Raw genomic sequence first — 22,067 nt, forward strand, 5'->3', positions numbered from 1 at the left:
ATTTCTACAAATCACAAAATCTTGTAAGAATTCGACCGCTTACACTTCACAATGCCGATTTAATCGGTAAAATACCTATAATTTTTTACAGTATTTTAGAAGAGAATAGTACCTATGAATTCTGACGATCTTTGGCTTTATCTTACCCTTATTGTGCTAATTTGTGCTGTAATTTTTCTCATTATACTGCAATCACGGGATAAAAATTCTCTTGCACAATTCGAACAAAAATATGAACAACTTTCCAATGAAAAAAATCAGCTAGAGCAAATCGCCATTCAGCAACAAACCCGTGCCGAATCAACCCTTGAGCGTTTAACTGAGCGTAATAACCATATCGCTTATCTACAACAGAAAATTACACACGCTGAAGAACAGGAAAATCAGCTAGAAGAACATATCAATCACTTACAAGAACGCATTGGCTCTGCACAAGCCAAAGCAGACAGCTTAAACCAACAGCTCAATATTAGTCGCCATCAATTCGAATTGAAGGAAAATGAAAATCAGGAACTGTATAGTAAACTCTCAGAAGTTCAGCAAGAGCTAATGAAACTTCGTACAACATTATCAGAAAAACAGGAAAATTTTGAGCAACAGCAACAAAATTTTCTTGATATGCGTCAGCAATTGAATGCTGAATTTCAACATTTAGCTCAACAAATTTTGGATGAAAAAAGTAAATCGTTTGCTCAAACTAATCAATCGGCATTAGATATGCTACTTAAACCGTTTAAAGAGCAAATTGAAGGTTTTCAAAAACGGGTAAATGAAGTACATACCGAAGCAGTAAAAGGCAATGCTAATTTAGAAACCGAGATCAAACGTGTGCTTGAAATTGGGCTTTCAATGTCACAAGATGCTCAAAATCTCACCACAGCCTTAAAAGGCAATAACAAAGTGGCGGGGAACTGGGGAGAAGTTCAGTTAGAGAGTGCGTTACAAATGGCGGGGCTACTTTCAGGCGAGCACTATCTTGCTCAAGCAAGTTACCGTGATGATGAAGGAAGACGCTTTGCGCCTGATTTTGTAGTTAAACTACCCGATAATAAACATTTGATTTTAGACAGCAAAGTATCGCTTGTTGCCTACGATCAAGCGGTGAGATCTGAAGATAATTTTGCAATTCAAAAAGCCCTTGATGATCATTGCCGTTCTTTGCGTAACCATATTGATGGACTTTCTAAGAAAAATTATAGCCGTTTAATTGGCATTAAAAGTCCTGATTTTGTGCTAATGTTTATCCCGATTGAACCTGCCTATATTGAAGCAATGAAGCACGATCCACAGCTTTTTAACTACGGCTACGAACGTAACGTCATTTTAGTATCTCATACAACGTTAATGCCTATTTTACGCACTGTTGCTAATCTATGGAGAATTGAGCGAGGTAATGTCGAAGCTCGGGAAATCAGTGAAAAAGCAGGCGATATTTATAACCAGGTTTGTGTAATTGCTGAACGTTTAACAAAATTAGGCAACACTCTCAGTACAGCGAGCAATCAATATAATCAAACTGTAACTTCATTGGTTGGCAAACAAGGACTTGTTGGCAAAGTAGAACGCTTCCAACAACTTTCTAGTAAAGCCAGCCAAGTGCTTCCGCAAGTAGAATTGCTTGAAACCGATTGGGACACAACACGGCTTACATTAGTTACCGAGAAAGCAATAGAACAGGAGCAACAAAATGCTACTACTGATTGATAATCACGACTCATTTACCTTTAATTTAGTCGATCTACTGCGTAAAATTGGGGTTGAAACGAAAGTTGTATCCGTTGAAACATTAAATTTAGAGGAAGTCAATGCTTTCAGCCACATTATGATTTCACCTGGGCCTGATGTACCAAGTGCTTATCCACAACTTTTTGCGATGCTAGAGCGTTATCAACAGACGAAATCGATTTTAGGCGTTTGTTTAGGACACCAAACGTTATGTGAATTTTTTGGTGGAACGCTGTATAACTTGGATAATGTCCGTCACGGGCAACAACGCTCTCTCACCCAAATTTTGGATAATCCATTATTCGAAGGCTTACCCAAACAATTTAATATCGGGCTCTATCATTCTTGGGCAATTTCGCAAAATTCCCTTGAAAACACACCGCTTGTTGCAACCGCATTTTGTGACCAAAATGTGCTAATGGCAGTTAAACACCAGAATTTACGTCTTTACGGCGTACAGTTCCACCCTGAATCTTTTATTACTGAATTTGGTGAACAAATTTTACGGAATTGGCTAAGCACCTAAATAAAGAGCCATACTCCAACTATTGAGATAATAATGGTTCATACCGTTCATCGGTTAATGTTCTTAAGAAGGCTTCTAATGCATCAATTTCTTGATCTGTAAGCGCTTTTGCCTTTAACTCATTATAATTAACCGTTGGTGCATATTCAGGCTCGTCCCACAAGCGGTGAGTTTCAGGATTTATTTGTCGATCTGAATGATTAAAATGATCTAAAAATAACAGTACCGTACGCAATTCTTTAAATACCCCGTTATGCATATAAGGAGAGGTAACGGCAACATTTCTCAACGTTGGTACCTTAAATTTTGCTTTTTGCTTTTCATCGCCATTTACCAATGGGTTTTCAAATAACCCTAAATCTACCGTATTTTCTGCTAAATGGTTATGAATGAGTAACTGTCGATTTTTTGGTACGCCAATATTATAATAGTGGTAATTTGTAAAAGTTTCTTCCATTGCGGTTTGTGTAGACCGTAACTGATGACAACTCGCACAATTTGCTCCGTTTTTATCAAAAAAAAGTGCTCGCCCTTGATTTTCTAATGGCGTAAGTGCTATTTCACCTTTTAAAAACTTATCATATTTTGAATCAAAAGGAGCAAGTAAAGGTTTCTCTCTCTGGAACGTAGCTAATGCATTTTCCATAGCTGTATAAACTTGTTCCACACTATCCCAAACTTCCTGTCCGTAATGAAATGTTAATAATCTCGCATACATTGGATTTTGCCATAGTCTTTCAGCAACAGAACGCTTATCTGGCATTTCCATTTCAACGGGATCAAGCGGAGGATTCCCCGCCTGCTGTTGCAAATCTTTAGCTCGTCCATCCCAAAATAACCCGCCAACATAAGCTTGTGAAGCCTCATCAAAATGAAATTCTGGCGTATATTTTGCATAAAGCATCGTTGGGCTATTACGTCTTCCAAAGCGGTAAGGATCATCACCCTGTGAAACCATACCCTCCGCACTATTTTTTCTCACATCAATGAATGCGTGATCTGGATGATGACAGCTTGCACAGTTTAAGCGGTTATTCTTTGATAGCGTTGTATCAAAAAAGAGAATTTGCCCTAATAAGGCTTTATCAATGCCATTCGAAGGCATTACTCTAGCCTCTGGTTCAAGAGCCTGAGCAGAAAAAACAAATAAATAACTAAAAAAAATTAATAGAACTCTCATTTAACTTCCTATGTAAAAAACGGCACGTTATGTGCCGTTTTATTCATCTTATGATCGTTTCATTATTTCAAAAAACTCATCATTGGTTTTTGCCACCATAAGTTTATCAATTAAAAATTCCATCGCTTCCACTTCACCCATCGGATTAAGAATTTTACGAAGAATCCACATTTTTTGGAGTTCTTCTGGCGTTGTGAGTAGATCTTCTTTACGGGTGCCTGAACGGTTAAAGTCAATTGCAGGGAATACACGGCGTTCCGCAATTTTACGAGAAAGATGAAGTTCCATATTCCCCGTTCCTTTAAATTCTTCAAAAATAACTTCGTCCATTTTTGAACCTGTATCAACAAGTGCAGTCGCAATAATCGTTAGACTTCCACCCTCTTCTACATTACGAGCTGCCCCAAAGAAACGCTTAGGGCGATGTAAAGCATTTGCATCAACCCCACCTGATAAGATTTTGCCTGACGCAGGTGTAACCGTATTATACGCACGGGCTAAACGAGTAATAGAATCCAGTAAAATTACCACGTCTTTTTTATGCTCAACTAAACGTTTAGCTTTTTCAATCACCATTTCAGCAACTTGAACGTGGCGAGAAGCTGGTTCATCAAATGTAGATGCAATAACTTCGCCTTTTACTGAACGTTGCATTTCAGTTACTTCTTCTGGACGTTCATCAATCAATAATACAATCAATACACATTCAGGGTAATTATGGGTGATACTTTGTGCAATATTTTGCAGAAGAACTGTTTTACCTGCTTTGGGAGGGGCTACAATTAAACCACGCTGACCTCTACCAATCGGAGAAGCTAAATCTAAAATACGGGCAGTTAAATCTTCTGTTGAGCCATTTCCCCGCTCCATTCTTAAACGAGAATTAGCGTGAAGAGGAGTAAGGTTTTCAAAAAGAATTTTACTGCGAGAAACCTCAGGTTTGTCATCATTAACACGATCAACTTTTAACAATGCAAAATAACGTTCACCTTCTTTCGGAGGGCGAATTTTACCGCCAATAGAATCCCCAGTTTGTAAATTAAAACGACGAATTTGGCTTGGTGAAACATAAATATCATCAGGACCAGCTAAATAAGAGCTATCACCTGAACGTAAGAAACCAAAACCATCTGGTAAAATTTCTAACACGCCTTGTCCAAAAATGTCTTCACCACTTTTAGCGTGTTGTTTAAGTATTGCAAAAATAATGTCTTGTTTACGTAAACGGGCTAAATTTTCTAACCCCATTTGTTCTTCGCCAATACGGACAAGTTCCGATACAGGCGTATTTTTTAATTCTGTAAGATGCATAGAAATGTTTTATTATTTATGTGAGATTGGGTTACAAAGAATAAATTCAGTGGAATTAACTAAGTACTTTAGTTGGGAATTGAGTGTTGAAGAATACAGCAGAATTCTTTAATTTGCAAACTTTTTCTTCCATCTAACCGCTTGTTTCTAACATTACTCTTGAAAAATGCAAAAGTTACCATATCTTACTGGCTATCGTTTTTCCGATATAAGGAAAAGGAAATAAAAATGAAGCAACATAATGTTGATCACAATGAAAATGAAGTCCGCTTAGATAAATGGCTTTGGGCAGCTCGATTTTATAAAACTCGCAGTTTAGCCAAAGCAATGATCGAAGGAGGAAAAGTTCATTATAATGGGCAACGAGCAAAAACAAGTAAACTGGTTGAAATTGGTGCCTTAATTAAATTACGTCAAGGCAGTGATGAGAAAGAAGTTGAAGTTATTTCGCTTAGTAGCCAACGTCGTGGTGCCACTGAGGCACAAGCGCTTTATCAAGAAACAGAGATAAGTATTGCGACACGAGAGAAAATTGCATTTGCACGCAAAGCAAATTCGTTATCAATGCCACACCCAGACCGCCGCCCAACTAAAAAAGAACGGCGAGATCTCGTAAATTTTAAACATATTAACTCGGAAACTTTATGAATTACACTCAAGACAATGACAAACTTTACCGCTTTTTATTCCAAGACCGTGCGGTACGGGGTGAATGGGTTCGCTTAAACGAAACCTTTAACGAAACACTAAATAGCCACCATTACCCAAAAGCAGTACAAAATTTATTGGGTGAAATGCTAGTTGCAACAAGTTTGCTTACTGCCACCCTTAAATTTGAAGGAACAATTACTGTACAAATTCAAGGTGATGGACCATTAAAACTCGCCGTAGTTAATGGTAATGATGAACAACAATTTCGTGCTCTTGCCCGTGTTGATGGTGATATTAACAACACAATGAGCTTACACGAAATGGTAGGTAATGGCGTATTAGTTATATCAATTATTCCAACACAAGGAGAACGCTATCAAGGCGTTATCAGTTTAGATAAACCAACGATTAGTGAATGCTTAGAAGACTATTTTGCTCGCTCTGAACAACTTGCAACAAGCTTAACCATTCATATAGGTGAATTTGAAGGAAAACCCGTTGCTGGTGGCACACTATTGCAAATTATGCCCGATGGTACAGGCACACCTGATGATTTCGAACATTTAACAACCTTGGCTAGCACCATCAAAAATGAAGAACTTTTTGGACTTACCGCAGAAGAATTACTCTATCGCCTATTCCACGAAGAAACAGTCGAGATCTACCCACCTCAAAATACTGAATTCAAATGTGGTTGCTCTCGTGAACGTTCTGGTGCTGCTATTATGCTATTACCTGATGAAGAAATCGCAGAAATGCTAGCAGAAAAAAATGGCGTTATTGATATGCAATGTGAATGTTGTGGAACACAATACTTTTTTGACAAAAAAGCTATTGAAGAATTAAAAGCAGCATAACCGCTTGTGCTTTATTGATGATCATTAAAATTCTATACTTCCAGAAATGAAATATTACAGGACATTCAAATGAGTGAACAACCAATATTACGCCAAGTCGTGCTTGATACAGAAACAACGGGAATGAATTTTAACGGTGGAGCTCCCCATCTTGGACACAATATTATTGAAATCGGGGCGGTGGAAGTCATTAATCGCCGTTTAACTGGCAAAACTTATCACGTCTATATCAAACCGCCAAGAACCGTTGATGAAGATGCGATAAAAGTTCACGGTATTACGAATGAAATGCTTGCCGATAAACCTACCTTTGCGGAAATCGCCCCTGAATTTCTAGCGTTTATTGATGGTGCAGAACTCATTATACATAATGCTCCCTTCGATGTGGGCTTTATCGATCAAGAATGTTCCACATTACCCACACCACCACCTAAAATAGCTGAAATGTGTACGGTCACCGATAGCTTACAACTTGCCCGCCGAATGTATCCCGGCAAACGCAATAATTTAGATGCACTTTGTGACCGTTTAGGCATTGATAATAGCAAACGAGTATTACACGGCGCATTACTTGATGCGGAAATTCTTGCAGATGTATTCTTACTAATGACAGGGGGGCAAATTGCTCTACTCGTTGATGAAGAACCAGAAAAAAAAGTAGTAAGTGAAGAGATTATTGATATCTCACTTGATATTGATACCAATAAACTTATTGTACTTCAGGCTGATGATGATGAATCCAAAGCTCATTTAGAATACCTCTCTTTATTAGATAAAAAATCAAAAGGGAACTGTTTATGGATGCTCCGTCAGCAAAGTATTACTCAAACAGTGAGCTAAAAAACAACGACTTGTAGATAAAAAAAGCAGTCGCATAAAAAAACCTAAAAACCATTTGACGAATAAAAACGAAATTATTATTATACGTCTCGTTCACAGCGGAGTGGTAGTTCAGCTGGTTAGAATACCTGCCTGTCACGCAGGGGGTCGCGGGTTCGAGTCCCGTCCATTCCGCCAATCAATTTGATAAAAAAGCCTTTGATTATTCAAAGGTTTTTTTTACTTTTCCATATAAGAACATACTCTATTCATTTCAACTAAATCATAATTTTAGCTAAATAATATTTTAGTTATGCACATCTATTTTCATAAATAGATACCTAACTATCCTTATAAATTTATAGTAAAAATCTTACTTCATTCCTTAATATATAGCATCAAAAACCTAAAAATATTCCTTTATTAGTTTACTAATATTACTTATAAACTTAAAAGAAGTATAAAATATTATGATAAAAATAAGATTTATATTAAATATAGACATATCAGATAAATAGTATCTGAGAATCTTATTTAATAATCTAAAAAATTTAGACTAACTCAAACTAATTCTCGTATACTATTATCTTTATATAATTTGTTAAGACGAAATATTTTGTAAAATTTAATAAATAAATTGCTTAAGAATAAGTAAATTTGAACAGAAAAGAATTAAAAATTAATCTGACTTACACACAAATTTTAAATAAGGAAATAGCCAGATTAAATTTCTAAAATTAAATATTCTATATATGATTAGAAAGATTTTCCTACATTAAAAAAGATCTGTTTTTTATCATAAGAATAAATAGGAATATTACTGTCTGTTTTAGTATAATTAAACGTAATTCTTGGAGTAAATCCTAAAAAATGAATTTTTTTATGCCATAACGATAAAGAAGTTGAATATTCTGTATTTTTTTGTTTAGGTCCAAAAAATGTAATATCTTTATAATTACGTTTACCAATACCAAATGTTAAAGATGTTGATAAACCTAAAGGCCATTCCTGTCCCCAAGTAAGACGAGAACCTAATCTATCATAAGCATTTGATTTATCTTTGGCTAATTTTTTATTCGCATCTAAAGATAAAGACCAATACTGAGTAGCACTATGAATATAAGTTAATGAATTAATTAAAGTATGGATTGAGCCATCATATTGACTACTATATGCGTTTCTATCATATTTTTCATAACCATAATCATATAAAAAACTATACTTTATACTTTGATTCAACCAATAAGAGAAAGATAAAGCAGACCCATAAGTACTTGAATAACGTTTTAATGCTTTTCCAGAGTTAATACCGCCTGCATACCAACGTCTATCAATATAAGGAATAAATGATATATTTAAACGCGCATCTGAATATCCTAATCCTAGCCCAATATGTCCATTAATTTCATTATAAGATTTATTATCCCAATAATATTTACTTGCCACATTAGAATCAAAAGCTAAATATTTCCCACCACTTAAACTCCACTGCTTATTTGCACCAAGCCAAGCAGAAATCCCCTGTCCTTTTTGCTGTGGAGAAGAATAAGAAATAATATTGCCATTAGGCAAAATAACTTTAGTTCCTTGTTTAGCAGCATTCGACAAATTTTTGTCATTCAAAAATGAAGTACCAAAAGAAAAATTCCAGTCCTCTTTACTATTAATAGCCTGTAAATAATTATCGAATACTGTAATATCTTCCGAAGAAACATTTTTAGAAGCTCTTAATTTTTCAAACTGTGTTTTAGATGCATTATATTCTTGATTATAAAATAACGTTTCAGCTAATTGGAAACGAATAAAATCATTCTCAGGAAAATTAGATTGCAATTTACGGTAAGCAGTAACTGAATCATTCAAATTTTGATCTCTTAATAAAATAGCATCTGCCCATTCAATAAGCGATAAATCTGGATCTGGTGTTAATTTATATAATTTTATATAAATAGGTAAGATTTTATTATTAGGCGTAATTAATGCCTCTAAAAATAAGTTTTCTAATATAGCTGGATTTTCAACCAATTCTTTCCCTGTAAGCCTAGCAACATCATTATTAATAGCACTATTGGATGTTGATAACTTTTGTTTTCTTAATAAATCAGACTGTAAATCTTTATCAATAGACGATGATGCATCTATATCTGTTTGGCGTGGATCTTTATTAATAATATTATTAGCATAAGCTAAATTAATTGTAAGAGCAGATAATGCAAAAGATAACAATACTGACGTCTTCATAAACCTTCCTTATTAAATCATAAAAAGCAGTCCACCGAAGTGGACTGCTATTAATTATTTAAAGATAAAATAAACCATTATTTTTTAATTGGGCTATTAGTATCTTTTTGGTCTGTACTTTCACCCCAAGCTGGAACTGGAGTTGGCTTAGCTACTGGTTTATTAGCAGGTGCTTGATATGCAGCATTTTGTACCTCTGCTCCAAACACTGCCCCCCAATGTTTCTCACCTTTCTCACTTCTAATTGCACCACCTAACTCCTCAGCTTTAGCACCAAATAAGTTAGCATTAAATGTACCCTTATCGCCATCTGCTTTACGAGTAGATTTACCAGCGATGCTACCATTATTCTCTAATTTACCATCAAAGTTAGCAAGCTCAACTTTCTCCGTTTTGAATCCTTTATCTGTACGGTTTCCATGACGCCATACATCATATAAATTACCTGTTACAGATTTAGTTGCTAAATCAACATTAGCAAACACATGAGTACCAGATACTAACTCTTGTTTGTAACCGATAGCATTTGGAATACCATCTGTAGCATTAAATTTATGATCAATACCATAAGTTACAGCATGACCTTGATATTGTAAGCTACCGCTGCTCGCTTTATCACCATAGTAATGTTTAGTCAAATCAGCAGCTAAAGTTGCGCTATATTTAGTATCATCAATACCACGATAGAAATAGTGGTTTTCAGTACCTTTAGAACCATATTTACCAAAACCAGCAACTTTAGTACCAAAATCGCCTAAATATTTACCATCTTTAAAATTACGTTCATCAGCAGCATGTAAAGCAGATGTTACACGACCATATTGTACATGTTTTAATTGTCCATCTGCATAGCTTTGAGTTTTTTCATTCACTAAACGAGTAAATGGCGCATTATTAAGTTTAGCATCAACTACAGGTTGTTTTTCACCATCAATTTCTGAATTACCTAAAGCAAATGTTCTATAACCATAAACTTCTGCTACAGAACCTCTTCCATCTTGCACTTGAGTATAATTAGCACGTCCATCAACATCTGCTGATTTTAATACTGCTTGAGTACGTTTATATTTAGGATCAACTACATTATCACCTTCATAATCAGTATAATTTAAACGACCTTGCTCGTATACAAATGCTGCACCCTTATCCTGACCTTTAGTTTGAGTTTTCGTTAAATGTTGAACTTCAACGTCACGCACAGCACCATTTTTAGTATTTTTACCTACATATATATGCTCAAGAACAGTAAAGCCTGTCTTATTAGATGCAACTGCACCTTCGGCAGATTTACGGAAATCAAAATCTTCTAAATATGCCTGTTTCCCTTTAGGATCTGCATTACCATTTTTATCTAATGGAATAGCTACTACGATAGTATCTAAACTTGGATCTAAATCAATACGCATAGAGGTGATTGATGTAGAAGCATCATTGTTAACTTCAGTCCCCTTACCTACGTTCATATTAGATTGATTCTTTTGTACAAATTTATGACCAACTTCTAAAGTTGATTTTACTTTTTCTTCTGCTGCTTTTTCTGCTGCTGCTTTTTCTGCTGCTGCTTTTTCTGCTGCTGCTGCTTTTTCTGCTGCTGCTTTTTCTGCTGCTTTTTTAGCCACTTCTGCCTTTTGAGCAATTTCTTGTTGCTTAGCTTTAGCAGCATTATCATCACCACCACCGCTTGAAGAACAAGCTGCTAATACAGCAGCTGATACTAACGTTAAACTAAATTTAACAAACGTGTTTTTGTTCATAAAATCATAACCTTATATAAGAGTTAGTTGAGTAAAGACACTCTAAATTTTTGAATTTTCATTATAATGAAAATTCCCCTTTTGTATACAAAAGGCTCATAAGCCTTTCTTGTGTAATTTATACCAAAATTTCTCATTTAAATCAACAAATCTCAAAATAATTTGATTAAATATAAATCAAGGTTACAAAAAATATACTAATTCAAATTGTAGTATCATACTTAGTTTTTAGATTTACTTAAATATACTAAATTAATTTCTCTTTGAAAAAACAAAAGGCGTATCTTTCGATACGCCTTTTTAATTATTAGTAAATTATCAATAATCTAATTTAATTATTTGATGATTTTCGCTACTACGCCTGCACCTACTGTACGGCCACCCTCACGAATCGCAAAACGTAAACCTTCGTCCATTGCGATTGGGTGAATTAAGCTTACTACCATTTTGATGTTGTCGCCTGGCATTACCATCTCAACACCTTCTGGTAATTCAATCGTACCTGTCACGTCTGTTGTACGGAAGTAGAACTGTGGACGGTAACCTTTGAAGAATGGAGTATGACGACCACCTTCTTCTTTTGATAATACATACACTTCTGATTCAAAATCAGTATGTGGTGTGATTGAACCTGGTTTCGCTAATACTTGGCCACGTTCGATTTCTTCACGTTTTGTACCACGTAATAATGCACCTACGTTCTCACCTGCACGACCTTCGTCAAGTAATTTACGGAACATTTCAACGCCTGTTACCGTTGTTTTCGTTGTATCTTTGATACCAACGATTTCAACCTCTTCACCTGTACGGATAATACCACGCTCAACACGACCTGTTACTACTGTACCACGACCTGAAATTGAGAATACATCTTCAATTGGTAATAGGAATGGTTTGTCGATTGCACGCTCTGGCTCTGGAATATATGAATCTAAGTGGCTTGCTAATTCTAAGATTTTTTCTTCCCATTCAGCTACGCCATTTAATGCTTGTAATGCTGAACCACGTACGATTGGCGTATCATCACCTGGGAAGTCATATTGTGAAAGAAGTTCACGAACTTCCATTTCAACTAATTCTAATAACTCTTCATCATCTACCATATCGCATTTGTTTAAGAATACGATGATGTAAGGAACACCTACTTGGCGACCTAATAAGATGTGTTCACGAGTTTGTGGCATTGGACCATCAGTTGCTGCAACTACTAAGATTGCACCATCCATTTGTGCCGCACCTGTAATCATATTTTTTACATAGTCCGCGTGTCCTGGGCAGTCAACGTGTGCATAGTGACGGGTTGGTGTATCATATTCAACGTGTGAAGTATTGATAGTAATACCACGTGCTTTTTCTTCTGGCGCATTATCGATTTGGTCAAATGCACGTGCTGCACCACCATAGTGTTTTGCTAATACGCTAGTAATTGCTGCGGTTAAAGTTGTTTTACCGTGGTCAACGTGGCCAATTGTACCCACGTTTACGTGCGGTTTTGTACGTTCAAATTTTTCTTTAGACATTATAAAGTCCCTCTAAACAAACACGGTTACGATGGTACGTTACCACATTAACCAAATGTAGAAATTAATACAATATTTATTTAACTAAGGAAGAGATGAAACTAGAATTTATGGTGCTGATAGGCGGATTTGAACCGCCGACCTCACCCTTACCAAGGGTGCGCTCTACCAACTGAGCTATATCAGCGCTGGAGCGGGCAGCGGGAATCGAACCCGCATCTTTAGCTTGGAAGGCTAAGGTAATAGCCATTATACGATGCCCGCTGTTCTAAATTCGTCTGTCCCATAGGACTCAATTAAGAAGTGGTGGAGGGAGAAGGATTCGAACCTTCGAAGGCTGAGCCAACAGATTTACAGTCTGCCCCCTTTGGCCGCTCGGGAACCCCTCCACATTAATTGAGTACTTGATTACTTTGCAGTAATGGTGCCGACTACCGGAATCGAACTGGTGACCTACTGATTACAAGTCAGTTGCTCTACCTACTGAGCTAAGTCGGCGTTGCGCGTCGTAAGCAAGTGATGCGCATTATAGGGTTTTCAAAAAACCTTGCAAGTACTTTTTTCAAAAAAATTTAAAAAAAACGTTCTTTTGATGTCAAAACAATCAAGATGATTATTTTTTAGATATTTTCTATGATTTTTCTTGGATAGTCTGTCTGATTTCACTATTTCTATTGTATATTTCACACCTTAAATAGGAACTTAGGAGAACTTAAGTTCTATAATCTGTGCAAATTTTGAGAAATTCATAATGCTTTTATGCGAAAACACAAAAATCACACCCTTTTTAACTTTTGAACGCCAGCAATGGGCAGAATTACGCAAATCTGTTCCACTTACCCTAACAGAAAAAGACTTAAAGCCTCTCTTAGGTTTTAATGAAGATCTTTCTCTTGATGAAATTCGTACAATTTATCTTCCTCTTGTCCGCTTAATCAATTATTACATTGATGAAAATATTCAACGTCAGCAAGTTTTACATAAATTTCTGGATTTAGCCTCTCCAAAAGTCCCTTACATTATTAGCATTGCAGGCAGTGTTTCTGTTGGGAAAAGCACTTCTGCACGGATTTTACAGGCACTGCTTGCCAGCTGGCCCACAGAACGTAAAGTGTCCTTAGTAACTACCGATGGTTTTTTATACCCCCTTTCTATCTTGGAAGAAAAAAACTTACTTAAGCGTAAAGGCTTTCCTGAATCTTATGATACACATCGATTAATTCAATTTATTTCGGATATTAAAGCTGGAAAACGTAAAATAAAAGCCCCTATCTATTCGCATTTAACCTACGATATCGTTCCTGATAAATTTAATGAAATTGATCAGCCCGATATTGTAATTTTAGAAGGGCTAAACGTGTTACAAGCAGGAATTCATTATCCAAGTAATCCACATAATATATTTGTATCTGATTTTGTCGATTTTTCAGTATATGTTGATGCTGATGAAGAGCTCTTATTAAAATGGTATATCAACCGCTTTCTGAAATTTCGTCGCAGTGCATTTTCTGATCCAAACTCTTATTTCCATCACTACTCTAAATTATCCGAACAAGAAGCAATTAGCATAGCCACAAAAATTTGGAATGAGATCAATGGGCTAAATTTACGTAATAATATTTTACCTAGCCGAGAGAGAGCAAATTTAATTTTAGTTAAAGGTGAAGATCACGCTGTTCAAACAGTCAAATTACGAAAATAAAATGGCAAAAAATTCTATAGGTTTTCAATTTAAGCAATTTTTTATTGCCCACGATTGCTGTGCAATGAAAGTAAATACTGATGGTATTTTACTCGGAGCGTTAGCTAATATTTCGCAAGCACAAAATATACTCGATCTAGGAACGGGATCTGGTTTAATTGCAATAATGTTAGCTCAACGAACCGCTTGTAATGCCAATATTATTGCCGTAGAACTAGATGAAGATGCCTTTCAACAAGCAAAAAGAAATGCAATAAATAGTCCTTTTGGAAAACAAATTACTATTCAACAAGCGGATATTTTCCAACTAAATTTTGCAATAAAGTTTGATTTAATTGTCTCTAATCCGCCCTATTTTGAGCAAAGCCTAAATAGCAATAACCCACAGAGAAATCTTGCCCGCCAAGCAATACAAAGTAATTTTGCGTGGTTAAAACAAGCTGCAAATTGGATCACAACGAAGGGAAAAATCTGCTTTATCTTACCGCTTGATATAGCAGAAAAACTCATTGAACAAGCGCAATCTCTCGGGCTATATTGTATTGAGAAATGGCTAGTCTATACTAAAATCAGTAAATTACCGAAACGAGCAATTATTACCTTTAGCCCTACAAAATTATCCTATATTGAAAAAACAGTAACAATTTACCAAGAAAATAACCAATATACTTCAGAATTTAAAAGGCTAACTCAAGATTTTTATCTCAATTTTTAGCAAAAAATAAGGGGTAATCCTAACAATTACCCCTAATTAACTGTTCTTTCTAGTTTATATTTTCAATTTCAAGTAACTCAGGCGAAAGAATAATTCCTGTTAAATCTGCATACACATAATCTTCAGGCAGAAAACTCACTCCACCAAAATTAACAGGAGTATCAACCTCTCCAATCATCGTATCATCAGCTCCTACGGGAATCGGGGCAAGTGCTTGAATACCGATATCCAACGTCTCAAGCACATCAAGCTGACGTACTGCACCATTGATAATAATGCCTTCCCATCCGTTATCCAGTGCAAGCTGGGCCAATTCTGCATCAATCAATGCTCGGCGAACAGCACCACCGCCATCAATTAATAATACTCGTCCTTGCCCCTCTTCTTCTAGCACTTCTGCAATCAATCCGTTGCTTTCAAAACATTTTACTGTGGTAATTTTACCAAAAAAGGTTGAACGCCCGCCAAAACTTGAAAAAATTGGCTCAACCACATCAACTTGATCGGAATACAGATCACAAAGTTCAGAAGTATCAATACGCATAATTGCCCCTAGTCTTATTCATTTAGATAATCAGTATAACCCTTTACACTAATTTTGTCACACTACCCCATCAGGGGGGACTAGCTCTAAATTAAGATATTAGCTAAGAATACACCTACACAGCAGGCTGTTATCACTCCCACTAAACCCGGCATCATAAAGCTATGATTAAAATAATATTTTCCAATTTTTGTTGTACCCGTTACATCAAAATTGACAGTTGCAATATCTGATGGGTAATTTGGAATGAAAAAATAGCCATAAGTTGCAGGCAATAAACCAATCAATAATGGTACTGGCAAGCCCATTGCAATCCCCACAGGCAATAACATTTTGGCTGTTGCTGCTTGGCTGTTAATAACGACAGAGACTGCAAATAAAGCGAAAGCAAATGTCCACGGATAAGTATGCACCATTTCTGTAATACCATTTTTAAATGAAGGCATTGCATAGGTAAAATAGGTATCACTCATCCAAGCAATACCAAAAATTGCAATCGCTGCAACCATACCCGATTTGAAAACCACCCCATTTGGAATTTTCTGCACATCGGTTTTTGTTGCAAGTAAAATAATCCCGCCAAAAGCTAGCATTACCATTTGGATCACTGCACTCATCGCAATTGGTTTTTTAGCATCACCAATCGTGCGAATTTCAGGTAATAATGCAATCGCAACAATCACGCCCAACGCAAGTAAAAATAGCAATACTGCACGTTTTGCTGAAGTAGGAAGTTGCTCATTTAATGATGTAGCAGTTGTGGTCGCAATACGTTCTTTCCACATTGGATCTTGTAAACGGCGTTGATATTCAGGATCATCTTGTAGCTCTTTTCCTCGTTTTAAGCTACACAGTGATAATGCAACAACCCCGATAAATGTCGCAGGAATAGTCACTAACACAATACTTAATAAAGAGATATGCTCAAAGCCTTGCAACTCAACAATCTGCCCTAAATAATAGACTACTGCAGCAGAAATTGGACTTCCTGTAATACCTAGTTGCGATGCAATAGAAGCTGCTGCCATTGGACGCTCAGGGCGAATACCATTTTTCAATGCAATATCACCAATAATTGGCATTATTGAATAAACTGCGTGCCCTGTTCCGAGCATCAACGTCATTACATAGGTTACTAATGGCCCTAAAAAAGTAACACTTGTTGGATTTCTACGTAAAATACGCTCAGCAATTTGCAACATAAATTTCAAACCACCTGCAGCCTCAAGTACCGAGGCACAAGTTACTACAGCAATAATAATTAGCATTACACTGATCGGTGGGGAAGTTGGGGGCATTCGTAACACAAATACCTCAACCAATAGCCCAATACCTGAGACAACACCAAGCCCAATACCGCCATAACGGCTTCCAACATAAAGAAAAGCAAGTAATAGAACAAACTCAAAATAAAGCATAATAACCTCACACCCAATAATAAATTGACATTATTTTACGCTTTGTAACATTACTTTTCGATAGATGTATTTTAAATAAATCAAAAAACTCACATTTTCTCTACAAATTAACGACTAATTCAGTATAAAATACAGTTTTTTCAATAGTTTCAATCACGACTAAAGGAGTCTTTATGAAATTAATCACTAAAACAGCATTGACATTACTGGCAACACTCGTTGCATTTTCTGCTCAAGCATCTCCAAAAGAGCCTTATACCCAAGCAGGCTTTAACACCCGTGCAGTAGAAGAACAGCAAGCACCAATCCACTGGGTTTCTGTTGCACAAATCAAAGAGAGCTTAAAAAATCAACCACCAATGAATGTTAGTTTTGATATTGATGATACTGTACTTGCAAGTAGTGGCTGTTTCTATTATGGTCAACAAAAATATTCTCCAAATGATTTTAGCTACCTTAAAAATCAAGAATTTTGGGATGAAATTAACGCTGGTTGCGATAAATACTCTATTCCAAAACAGGCTGCTCGTGATTTAATCAATATGCACCAAGAACGAGGCGATCAAATTTTCTTCATTACTGGGCGTACCGCAGGAAAAGACGATCAAGTAACCCCACTATTAGCTAAAACATTTGGCATTAAAAATATGCACCCTGTAAACTTTATGGGTGGTCATGGTCAAGATGTGTTAAAAACTAAATATAACAAAGCTGCAGGCATTTTGAAAAATAACGTGAAATTACATTATGGCGATAGTGATGATGATATTTTAGCGGCAAAAGAAGCAGGGATTCGTGGTATTCGTTTATTACGTGCAACGAACTCTACTTACACTCCATTCCCACAAGCGGGTGGATATGGCGAAGAAGTGTTAATCAACTCAAGCTACTAATATTTTTTATCCTGAGGGCGTAGTTTCACGCCCTCTCTTATTATTTTCATTAGCAAAATAGCTATTCCAACTTGTTGCTTGCATACATTTAGTTTCTCTTTTATATCTCATATCATTACACTAAATAAATCAATGAATGCAAAAAATAGTAATAAAGAACCGCTTGCTATACCTCTAATAAACAAAAGAAAAGCCACTGAATTCCAGTGGCTTGTTCTCTTTTGGTCAACTAATCATTATTTATGAAGTGCTTTTAGCTGCCATTGATAATGATGTTCTAATACCTTAAACAATAAATCAATATTAGGGTGTTTACCTGCATTTTGTTTAGCATCATCAACATGTTCTGCAAACCATATTAACCCTTGTTGGGCAGCTTCTTCATTAAGCTGATGATCAAACTGTTCCAATAACGCATTATATAACTTCAATGAACCTAGCTTACCTTCGATCGCAGGGATATGATGAATAACTTCACCTTTTTCATCTAATACATCTATTCCTGCCAAAGATGAAATATCAGGGAAACTGGCTAAATAATCTTTAAACTGCATATCTATCCTTACATACCTACAATTAAACACTCTGCTACACTGCGAGCATTAGATTGAGCAGCAGAAGCTGCTGCTCGATCACCAATCGGTCCAACAATAACCCTATTCCAGTCTGCACTGGAATTAATACGAGCGTTGTAGCCCGCCATTGCAAGACGTGCCTGCATATTTTCGGCCTGAGCTTTATTTTTAAATGCTCCGCACTGTAATCCATATTTACCCATAGATTTTGGTGCTTCCGACGCAGGTTTTGCGACCGCTACAATTTTGGTTTGAGCTTTCTGTTTTTCTTTTTCCGCTTTCTTCGCTAACTCTTGTTTTTTCAAGTCAGCTTGCTTACGCTCTTCTAACGCTTTTTTCTCTTTTGCAACTTTTTCCGCCTGTTGCTCTGGTGTAAGCTCTGAACGCTTAGACACAATCATAGTTGCATTACTTTCTGTATTTGCTTTAGAAACTGAAACGGTGTCTTGAGTTGAAATTGGCGAGACTGCTTGTGCTTGTTGTGCTTGCAGTTCTAACTTCAATTTTTCCTCCTGCTGCTTTTGCAGAATTTGTTTCTCTTGTTCTTTCGTTAATTGAGCTAATTTTGAATTCTTATCAATTGGCACTTCTCTGGTTTCTAAATCACGAATATAGCTATAAATTTCTTCTGGTTTACTCGGCAATTCATTCTTATGTTCCACAACTGCCTTAACTTCAATATTTTTTTGTGGTTGTTCTTTACTTGATAAGAACCATAAAGCCACTCCACTTAGCAATAACAATAAAACAATAATCATCAAAATGAGCAGTTTATTTCCACTTTTTTGGGATTTAGAGCGAGCAGCGTAATCACGATTTGGCACAATAACCTCTATGTCTAACAGATAATATTTTCAACGAATACTACTAAAAAAAAGGACATTTGACTAGGAATGGTGATAAATAAACTTAGAATTCAATTAAGTTAATTCTCTCTACAATTCTACCTCGATCAACCCTTAAGGCATAATCAAACAAGCCCTTTACTTCATTAAACTGATGGGTAACCATAATCAACGTCAAATTTCTTACTTGGCAGAGTTTAGCAACCGCTTTTTGTAACTCATTACGTCGGTTCGGATCTAAGGCTGAAAATGGTTCATCAAGTAATAAAATCGGCTTATCTCGTAGTAAAGTACGAGCTAATGCGACACGTTGTTTTTGTCCGCCAGAAAGTTGATCTGCTCTCCGTTCTAATAAATCATCAATTCCCATTTCAGTGGCTATTTGCATAATCTTTTCAGACTGATCTGCATTAAATCGCAAACTCGATACGAGGGCCAACCCAATATTTTGCTTTACGGTTAAATGTGGAAATAAATTGTTATCTTGAAAAAGCATTGAAACTGGGCGTTTTGCGGGTTCACTATTAAAATAATTTTGGCCATTCAAGCAAATTTCGCCTGAATCAGCCTGATCAAAACCAGCAATTAAATTTAATAACGTACTTTTTCCTGCACCACTTTCACCAATAATTGCAACTCGTTCTCCTTGTTTCACATTCAGCTGAAAATCCATTGTAAACTCACGGTAATGAAAAATTACATTTAAATAAATCACGACTGAACCTCTTTATTCTGAATCAGTAGAAAAGGAAAAAAAGCAAAACACATCAATACTAATGCGGTTACTGCTGCATCGTCCATTCGATAGCTGCCTAATTGCTGATAAAGTAGATAAGGTAAAGTGCTAAAATCAGGGCTGCCAAAAAATGCAATCACCGCAAAACTTCCTAAACTTGACGACATAGCTAATGCAAATGCATTAGCAAGCGGTCGGATCAAATATGTTTTTTCCACAATCCACCAACGGCGAATCCCTGTTAGCCCAAGACTTCGAGCCAATTTATCCTGTGTAATAAGTACGTCCCACATTGCACCAAATATCAGCCGATAAATATAAGGTAATAAAATCAAGCCATTACAGATACCCACTAATATCAATTTATGCCATTGTGTCAATTCAATATCAATCAACAATAAAAATAGCCCCACAGCCAACATAAAAATAGGCATCACTAAAGGATAAAAGCTCACACTACTCAAAATACTTTGAGCGACTTTTCGATGATGATAAGCCAGCTGGCGAGTTTCAAGAGCAATAAGATATGCCACAACGATGACAGTGAAAGATGCAATCAAGCTCAACAACAACGAAAATAACACTGACTCCCATAATAGAGGATTGGCTAACCTCTGCCCCAACTTCTCCACAGTTAGCCCACGCCAAACGACATTAACTAATGGCAGAACAATAACAAAACTTATTCCCCAAATTACCGCTTGCATACGCCACTTCTGCCAGCCAGAAAGTTTAGCTGTCCAAATAGTATCAATCGGCATTAAATTATTTTTCAGTTTTTGAAACCCCAAACGGGTCGTAAGATCCATTACAAATTGCAAACCAATACCGATAATAATTTGAATAATAATCAGCATAACTGCTTTTGCAAAATCAAATTCAAATGTAACCGCTTGATAAATAGCCACTTCCAGTGTGCTATATTTAGGTCCACCACCAAGCATTAACACGATAGGAAAACTGGTAAAACAGAGCAGAAAAACCGTAATGAACGCATAGGGAATGATGTTCTTTAATATTGGCCATTCTACAATCCGAAAATAACTCCAACCTTTTAGCCCTAGTTGTGCGGCTAGCTGATGCTGACTGCTCGGAATAAGACTTAACCCCTCTAAACAATATTTAGCAACTAACGGAATATTCAACAATAAATGAGCAATCAAAATCCCTTGCAAACCATAAAGCTGAAACGGCCATTCCCAACCCCAATATTGCCATAGTTGCACTAACCAACCTGAATTTCCCCATACACCAATAACAGCAAAAATCACTACTAATGCAGGCAACGCCCATACAAAAGTAATGATTTTATAGAGAAAAGATTTCCCCAAAAATTTCAAATAGAAAAAACTACGAGCAAGTAAAACGCCTAATAACATTGAAAAAATAGCAGAAAGACCCGCTTGCAACAGGCTATATTTCAGAATGGGATATACATCAGCAAAAGACCAGATAGAACTTTCTGCCCGATATTCAAATAACGAATATAGGCTAAACAGATAAAGTGCCAGCACGGCAATATAAACAGACCAAGCAGAAAATTGAGTAAATCTACGTAACATTAAAGTTGTAAAAGCTGAAAAAAGAATACTGTACTCTATTTACCCATAAAGTTAAACCTTGAATTATGAATAGAAATAAGAGAAGGAAAAATAGAATAGAAAGGAAATAATGTAGGTGTTCAAACTTAAATATTAAATAAAAACAAAAAGTCTTTAGTAAAATAAATTTTAAAATGGTGCCCGAGGCCAGACTTGAACTGGCACGCCCCGAAAGGCGAGGGATTTTAAATCCCTTGCGTCTACCGATTCCGCCACTCGGGCAAGACGCTTTTTAAATTTTCATTTAAAAATTGGAGCGGGAAACGAGGCTCGAACTCGCGACCCCGACCTTGGCAAGGTCGTGCTCTACCAACTGAGCTATTCCCGCATTGAGATGGTACTATATAAAAATGGTGCCCGAGGCCAGACTTGAACTGGCACGCCCCGAAAGGCGAGGGATTTTAAATCCCTTGCGTCTACCGATTCCGCCACTCGGGCAAGACGCTTTTTAAAT

19 protein-coding genes and 8 tRNA genes are annotated in these 22,067 nt (G+C 36.4%); 9 read left to right on the forward strand and 18 right to left on the reverse strand.

Annotated features, from left to right (window positions below; all coding sequences use genetic code 11):
- The first annotated feature begins 114 nt into the window (after positions 1–114).
- Positions 115–1,704, forward strand: a complete 1,590-nt coding sequence (locus A6B43_RS02720) for a DNA recombination protein RmuC (protein ID WP_124211763.1) — start codon at positions 115–117, stop codon at positions 1,702–1,704.
- On the forward strand, positions 1,688–2,251 hold the full coding sequence (locus A6B43_RS02725) for an anthranilate synthase component II (RefSeq protein WP_124211764.1): 564 nt from the start codon (positions 1,688–1,690) through the stop codon (positions 2,249–2,251). Before A6B43_RS02720 ends, A6B43_RS02725 begins: the two co-directional genes overlap by 17 nt.
- Positions 2,252–2,270: 19 nt before the next feature.
- On the opposite strand, the gene A6B43_RS02730 is transcribed toward A6B43_RS02725, so the two are convergent.
- Positions 2,271–3,431, reverse strand: a complete 1,161-nt coding sequence (locus A6B43_RS02730) for a cytochrome-c peroxidase (protein WP_124211765.1) — start codon at positions 3,429–3,431, stop codon at positions 2,271–2,273.
- A 48-nt stretch (positions 3,432–3,479) separates the two neighbouring features.
- Positions 3,480–4,742, reverse strand: coding sequence for a transcription termination factor Rho (gene rho, locus A6B43_RS02735; protein ID WP_124211766.1), 1,263 nt, complete (start codon positions 4,740–4,742; stop codon positions 3,480–3,482).
- A 228-nt stretch (positions 4,743–4,970) separates the two neighbouring features.
- Between rho and hslR the strand changes: the two genes are divergently transcribed.
- From hslR to A6B43_RS02755, 4 genes are all read left to right on the forward strand, one after another.
- A complete protein-coding gene (gene hslR / locus A6B43_RS02740; protein WP_124211767.1) occupies positions 4,971–5,390 on the forward strand; it encodes a ribosome-associated heat shock protein Hsp15 in 420 nt (139 codons plus the stop codon).
- Entirely contained in the window at positions 5,387–6,250 is an 864-nt protein-coding gene (gene hslO, locus A6B43_RS02745; protein ID WP_124211768.1) for an Hsp33 family molecular chaperone HslO, read from the forward strand. Before hslR ends, hslO begins: the two co-directional genes overlap by 4 nt.
- 69 nt (positions 6,251–6,319) lie before the next feature.
- Positions 6,320–7,090, forward strand: a complete 771-nt coding sequence (gene dnaQ, locus A6B43_RS02750; protein ID WP_124211769.1) for a DNA polymerase III subunit epsilon — start codon at positions 6,320–6,322, stop codon at positions 7,088–7,090.
- Between the two features lie 100 nt (positions 7,091–7,190).
- Positions 7,191–7,267, forward strand: a tRNA-Asp gene (locus tag A6B43_RS02755).
- 558 nt (positions 7,268–7,825) lie between these two features.
- Here A6B43_RS02755 and A6B43_RS02760 read toward each other — a convergent pair.
- The 7 genes from A6B43_RS02760 to A6B43_RS02790 all read right to left on the reverse strand — a co-directional run bounded on the left by A6B43_RS02760 (position 7,826) and on the right by A6B43_RS02790 (position 13,082).
- The gene (locus tag A6B43_RS02760; protein ID WP_124211770.1) at positions 7,826–9,310 is read right to left on the reverse strand and encodes a surface lipoprotein assembly modifier; all 1,485 of its coding nucleotides are present in this window, start codon (positions 9,308–9,310) and stop codon (positions 7,826–7,828) included.
- Between the two features lie 77 nt (positions 9,311–9,387).
- Positions 9,388–11,064 (reverse strand): transferrin-binding protein-like solute binding protein, encoded by a 1,677-nt coding sequence (locus tag A6B43_RS02765; RefSeq protein ID WP_170152445.1) that lies wholly within the window; start codon positions 11,062–11,064, stop codon positions 9,388–9,390.
- Between the two features lie 335 nt (positions 11,065–11,399).
- Complete coding sequence (gene tuf, locus A6B43_RS02770; protein ID WP_176672521.1) at positions 11,400–12,584, reverse strand: elongation factor Tu; 1,185 nt, start codon at positions 12,582–12,584, stop codon at positions 11,400–11,402.
- A 111-nt stretch (positions 12,585–12,695) separates the two neighbouring features.
- Positions 12,696–12,771, reverse strand: a tRNA-Thr gene (locus A6B43_RS02775).
- 2 nt (positions 12,772–12,773) lie between these two features.
- Positions 12,774–12,848, reverse strand: a tRNA-Gly gene (locus A6B43_RS02780).
- Between the two features lie 40 nt (positions 12,849–12,888).
- Positions 12,889–12,973, reverse strand: a tRNA-Tyr gene (locus A6B43_RS02785).
- Between the two features lie 33 nt (positions 12,974–13,006).
- A tRNA-Thr gene (locus A6B43_RS02790) sits at positions 13,007–13,082 on the reverse strand.
- Positions 13,083–13,335: 253 nt separating this feature from the next.
- On the opposite strand from A6B43_RS02790, the gene coaA reads away from it, so the two are divergent.
- Both coaA and A6B43_RS02800 read left to right on the forward strand, forming a co-directional pair.
- Positions 13,336–14,286, forward strand: coding sequence for a type I pantothenate kinase (coaA, locus tag A6B43_RS02795; RefSeq protein ID WP_124211479.1), 951 nt, complete (start codon positions 13,336–13,338; stop codon positions 14,284–14,286).
- Position 14,287: 1 nt separating this feature from the next.
- Positions 14,288–15,001 (forward strand): tRNA1(Val) (adenine(37)-N6)-methyltransferase, encoded by a 714-nt coding sequence (locus tag A6B43_RS02800; protein ID WP_124211480.1) that lies wholly within the window; start codon positions 14,288–14,290, stop codon positions 14,999–15,001.
- 49 nt (positions 15,002–15,050) lie between these two features.
- Here the strand turns inward: A6B43_RS02800 and rraA are convergent, their stop codons facing one another.
- Both rraA and A6B43_RS02810 read right to left on the reverse strand, forming a co-directional pair.
- On the reverse strand, positions 15,051–15,545 hold the full coding sequence (gene rraA / locus A6B43_RS02805) for a ribonuclease E activity regulator RraA (RefSeq protein ID WP_124211481.1): 495 nt from the start codon (positions 15,543–15,545) through the stop codon (positions 15,051–15,053).
- Positions 15,546–15,631: 86 nt separating this feature from the next.
- Positions 15,632–16,963 (reverse strand): anaerobic C4-dicarboxylate transporter, encoded by a 1,332-nt coding sequence (locus tag A6B43_RS02810; RefSeq protein ID WP_124211482.1) that lies wholly within the window; start codon positions 16,961–16,963, stop codon positions 15,632–15,634.
- 173 nt (positions 16,964–17,136) lie between these two features.
- Here A6B43_RS02810 and aphA point away from each other — a divergent pair, with 173 nt between their 5' ends.
- The gene (gene aphA, locus A6B43_RS02815; RefSeq protein WP_124211483.1) at positions 17,137–17,856 is read left to right on the forward strand and encodes an acid phosphatase AphA; all 720 of its coding nucleotides are present in this window, start codon (positions 17,137–17,139) and stop codon (positions 17,854–17,856) included.
- Positions 17,857–18,092: 236 nt separating this feature from the next.
- On the opposite strand, the gene A6B43_RS02820 is transcribed toward aphA, so the two are convergent.
- The 7 genes from A6B43_RS02820 to A6B43_RS02850 all read right to left on the reverse strand — a co-directional run bounded on the left by A6B43_RS02820 (position 18,093) and on the right by A6B43_RS02850 (position 22,051).
- The gene (locus tag A6B43_RS02820; RefSeq protein WP_124211484.1) at positions 18,093–18,410 is read right to left on the reverse strand and encodes a DUF2322 family protein; all 318 of its coding nucleotides are present in this window, start codon (positions 18,408–18,410) and stop codon (positions 18,093–18,095) included.
- Between the two features lie 8 nt (positions 18,411–18,418).
- The gene (gene ftsN / locus A6B43_RS02825; protein WP_124211485.1) at positions 18,419–19,255 is read right to left on the reverse strand and encodes a cell division protein FtsN; all 837 of its coding nucleotides are present in this window, start codon (positions 19,253–19,255) and stop codon (positions 18,419–18,421) included.
- An 85-nt stretch (positions 19,256–19,340) separates the two neighbouring features.
- Positions 19,341–19,991: a thiamine ABC transporter ATP-binding protein gene (gene thiQ, locus A6B43_RS02830; RefSeq protein WP_124211486.1), complete on the reverse strand. Its 651-nt coding sequence runs from the start codon at positions 19,989–19,991 to the stop codon at positions 19,341–19,343.
- Positions 19,988–21,613, reverse strand: coding sequence for a thiamine/thiamine pyrophosphate ABC transporter permease ThiP (gene thiP / locus A6B43_RS02835; protein ID WP_257792860.1), 1,626 nt, complete (start codon positions 21,611–21,613; stop codon positions 19,988–19,990). Before thiP ends, thiQ begins: the two co-directional genes overlap by 4 nt.
- Positions 21,614–21,748: 135 nt before the next feature.
- Positions 21,749–21,835: transfer RNA gene (locus A6B43_RS02840), tRNA-Leu, on the reverse strand.
- A gap of 30 nt (positions 21,836–21,865) precedes the next feature.
- Positions 21,866–21,941 (reverse strand) — tRNA-Gly (locus A6B43_RS02845).
- A 23-nt stretch (positions 21,942–21,964) separates the two neighbouring features.
- Positions 21,965–22,051: transfer RNA gene (locus A6B43_RS02850), tRNA-Leu, on the reverse strand.
- Positions 22,052–22,067: the final 16 nt, after the last annotated feature.

It is taken from the genome of Vespertiliibacter pulmonis (assembly GCF_013377275.1).
GTDB classification, from domain to species: Bacteria; Pseudomonadota; Gammaproteobacteria; order Enterobacterales; family Pasteurellaceae; genus Vespertiliibacter; species Vespertiliibacter pulmonis.